Source organism: Streptomyces pseudogriseolus, assembly GCA_002154585.1.
GTDB lineage: Bacteria > Actinomycetota > Actinomycetes > Streptomycetales > Streptomycetaceae > Streptomyces > Streptomyces pseudogriseolus.
In genome coordinates this window covers 1-3,420 of sequence record MUNG01000585.1, presented here as the reverse complement: position 1 = coordinate 3,420, position 3,420 = coordinate 1, and the positions used below count along the sequence as shown (strand labels likewise).

The window sequence follows — 3,420 nt, the reverse complement described above, 5'->3', positions numbered from 1 at the left end:
CTCGTGGGTGGCCCACGGGTGAACAGCACCCGTGGGCCACCCACGAGCTGTCCTTCGGTGAAGCGTCCTACTGGGCCCAGCACGACGCCGGCGACGACGTCTTCTACACGGACGCCCAGGTGGCGGACCGTGCCCGGACGCGTCCCGTCGTGGTGGTCGCCGTCAACGGCGGTCCCGAGTCCGTGACCGCCTCCGCCCTGAAGTCCGCCCACGCCCGGGCCGGCGCGCTGTTGATCGTCTGCGGGGATCCGCAGCGCATCAACTCCGTGCTGGGTGCCGGGGTCTGAGCCGACGCCACGGCACCGTCCGGCACTCGGGCGGGGCCGCCGCCCGTACGTGAACGCCGGCGGTCGCGATGCCCGCACCGCCGGCCCGTCGGTGTGCCCGGGGAAGGGTGAGGGCGCGGTGCCCCCGCGGGCGGCTGACGACGCGGGGCGCACGGCACGCGGGCGAAGTGCGCGGGTTCTCGGACCCCGTGGCGGACGTCTCTGACGGACGGCCCGGTGTCAGCGGGCCGCCGCGCGCCGCAGTACGTCCGACGCGGCTCCGCCCGTGCGCGGAATCCGCGGCGGCGCCTCGGACATGGCGACCGGCTCCGGCTCCGAACCGGCGCTGGGATGGCGGCCGCCCCGCCCTTCACCCAGGACCTGCCAGCCGTCCCGGGTCAGCGTGATGTACGCACCGCAGCGCAGCCCGTGCAGGGTGCAGGCGTCCCGCAGCCCCCACATCCAGGCCCCGTCCTCCTCCGTCCAGCGGGCGTCGCCCTCACGGCAGTAGAGCAGGACGGCGGTGCGCACCGGGGTGCGGCGCCGCAGGTCGTGCGGGATGACCCGGCGCAGCTGGGCCAGCAGCGCGTTGCGGTACATCCAGCCGTCGGCGCCGGTGGATCGTCGCGTGAACGACGCGCTCGCCCGCAGGCGTTCGTCCGGATCGAGCACGGCGACGACCGCGGTCGCCGGGCCGGGACGGTGCCGGGCGTGCAGTCCGCTGACGACCTCGCGCGGACTGCGCAGCAGCGGGATGCCCGCGGCCGCCCACTCCGCAGGCTCGAGCACACGGTTGGCGGATGCGGCGGCGGGCGTCGACAGCGATGCCGCCGAGGACGGAGCGAATCCGAAGGTCACGGTCCTCCCTTCGGCTACGCCCACTCTGCGGGCGGGTCGGATTCGGGGGAGCGCGCACGCAACAGAGCCCTACCTGGTCGGCGGGCGAGCCGTGCGGGTGCGTCCTTCAATTCTTCCTGTCGAACTTGGATGCGGCAACGAGCAATTGAGGCAGGGGGCCGTTATCGATGGATCCGCGGCTAATATCCCCACCCGCCGGACGACGGCTCCGGGTCAGCCCTGTACGGCCAGTACCAGCGGCAGCACTCCCTGCGCACCCGCACGCCGCAGCAGCCGGGCCGCGACGGCGAGTGTCCACCCTGTCTCCGTGTAGTCGTCCACCAGGAGCACCGGGCCTCCGGCCCGCGCGAGCGCCTCCGCGAGCTCGGGCGGGACGGCCAGCGCGCCGGCGAGGGCCTTGAGCCGCTGGGCGCTGTTGCTGCGGGGGAGTTGATGCTGCTCGCCCGAGCTCTGCACTGTCCCGAGCAGCGGCAGCCGCCCGGTCTCCGCGATGCGCGCCCCGAGCGACCGGACGAGTTGCGGCCGCGTGCCCGAGGCGACGGTGACCACCCCGACCGGCCGAGGCTGGGCGTCGTCCACCCCCGGCGCCCAGCCACCGGGCCCTCTGGCCCAGTCGGCGAGCACGCCCACCGCGGCCCGGGCGACGTCGTCGGGCACGGGGCCGTCCGGCACCTTCGGCGCGAGCAGCGGACGCAGCCGGTTGCCCCAGCCGATGTCCGACAGCCGGCCCAGGGCCCGGCCCTGCGCCGCCTGCTCCCCGGCCGGGATACGGCCTTTCAGGTCCACGCCGATCGCGGGGAGTCCGGTGGGCCACATGCGCCGCGGCTCCACCTCGACGCCTGCCCTGCCGAGGTCGGCGCGGGCCGCGTCGAGGGCCACGGCGGAGGCCTCGGCCGTGTAGCGGGCGCCCGCGCAGTTGTCGCAGCGGCCGCAGGGCTTGGCGCCCTCGTCGTCCAACTGCCGTTGCAGGAACTCCATCCGGCATTCCGTCGTCGACACGTAGTCGCGCATCGCCTGCTGCTCGGCCGCGCGCTGACGCGCCACCCACGCGTACCGCTCGGCGTCGTACGTCCAGGGCTGTCCGGTCGCGGTCCAGCCGCCCTTGACCCGCCGCACCGCCCCGTCCACGTCGAGCACCTTCAGCATCGTCTCCAGGCGGGAGCGGCGCAGCTCCACGAGCGGTTCGAGCGCGGGGAGCGACAGGGGCCGCTCGGCGCGCGCCAGCACGTCGAGCGTGCGCCGCACCGTCTCCTCCGGCGGGAAGGCGAGGGAGGCGAAGTACTCCCAGATCGCCTCGTCCTCCTTGCCCGGCAGCAGCAGCACCTCCGCGTGCCGCACGCCGCGGCCCGCGCGGCCGACCTGCTGGTAGTAGGAGATGGGGGAGGACGGCGACCCCAGGTGGACCACGAAGCCCAGGTCGGGCTTGTCGAACCCCATGCCGAGGGCGGAGGTGGCGACGAGCGCCTTCACCTTGTTGGCCAGCAGGTCCTCCTCGGCCTGCTGCCGGTCGGCGTTCTCCGTCCGGCCGGTGTACGAGGCGACCGTGTGTCCGCGCCGGCGCAGGAACGCGGTGACCTCCTCGGCCACGGCCACGGTCAGCGTGTAGATGATCCCCGACCCGGGGAGCTGGTCCAGGTGGTCGGCGAGCCAGGCCATGCGGTGCGCCGCGTCCGGCAGGCGCAGCACGCTCAGGCTGAGGCTCTCCCGGTCCAGCGGGCCCCGCAGCACGAGCGCGTCCGAGGAACCGCCCGTGCCGAGCTGCTCGGCGACGTCGGCGGTCACCCGGGCATTGGCCGTGGCGGTGGTGGCGAGGACGGGTACCCCCTGTGGGAGGTCGCTCAGCATCGTGCGCAGCCGCCGGTAGTCCGGGCGGAAGTCGTGGCCCCAGTCGGAGATGCAGTGCGCCTCGTCGACCACGAGCAGTCCGGTCGCGGCGGCCAGCCGGGGCAGCACCTGGTCGCGGAAGTCCGGGTTGTTCAGCCGCTCGGGGCTGACCAGCAGCACGTCCACGTCCCCCGCCTCGATCTCCGCCCGGATGGCGTCCCACTCCTCGCTGTTGGAGGAGTTGATGGTCCGGGCGCGGACCCCGGCCCGGGCCGCGGCCTCGACCTGGTTGCGCATGAGCGCCAGCAGCGGGGAGACGATCACGGTCGGGCCGCTGCCCTGGGCCCGCAGCAGCGCGGTCGCCACGAAGTACACCGCGGACTTGCCCCAGCCCGTGCGCTGGACGACCAGTGCCCGGCGCTTCTCGGCGACCAGCGCCTCGATCGCCCGCCACTGGTCGTCGCGCAGCCGT

2 protein-coding genes and 1 pseudogene are annotated in these 3,420 nt (G+C 74.7%); 1 reads left to right on the top strand and 2 read right to left on the bottom strand.

What is annotated here, in order from left to right; translation table 11 throughout:
- Positions 1-287 (top strand): annotated as a pseudogene (locus CCN29_RS33145) (hypothetical protein); the annotation flags it as partial.
- Between the two features lie 219 nt (positions 288-506).
- On the opposite strand, the gene CCN29_RS33140 reads toward CCN29_RS33145, so the two are convergent.
- Together CCN29_RS33140 and CCN29_RS33135 are read right to left on the bottom strand one after the other, a co-directional pair.
- On the bottom strand, positions 507-1,124 hold the full coding sequence (locus tag CCN29_RS33140) for a hypothetical protein (protein ID WP_006129998.1): 618 nt from the start codon (positions 1,122-1,124) through the stop codon (positions 507-509).
- Between the two features lie 213 nt (positions 1,125-1,337).
- Positions 1,338-3,420: RecQ family ATP-dependent DNA helicase (locus tag CCN29_RS33135; RefSeq protein WP_107481764.1), on the bottom strand; the 2,083-nt coding region annotated here is incomplete at its 5' end.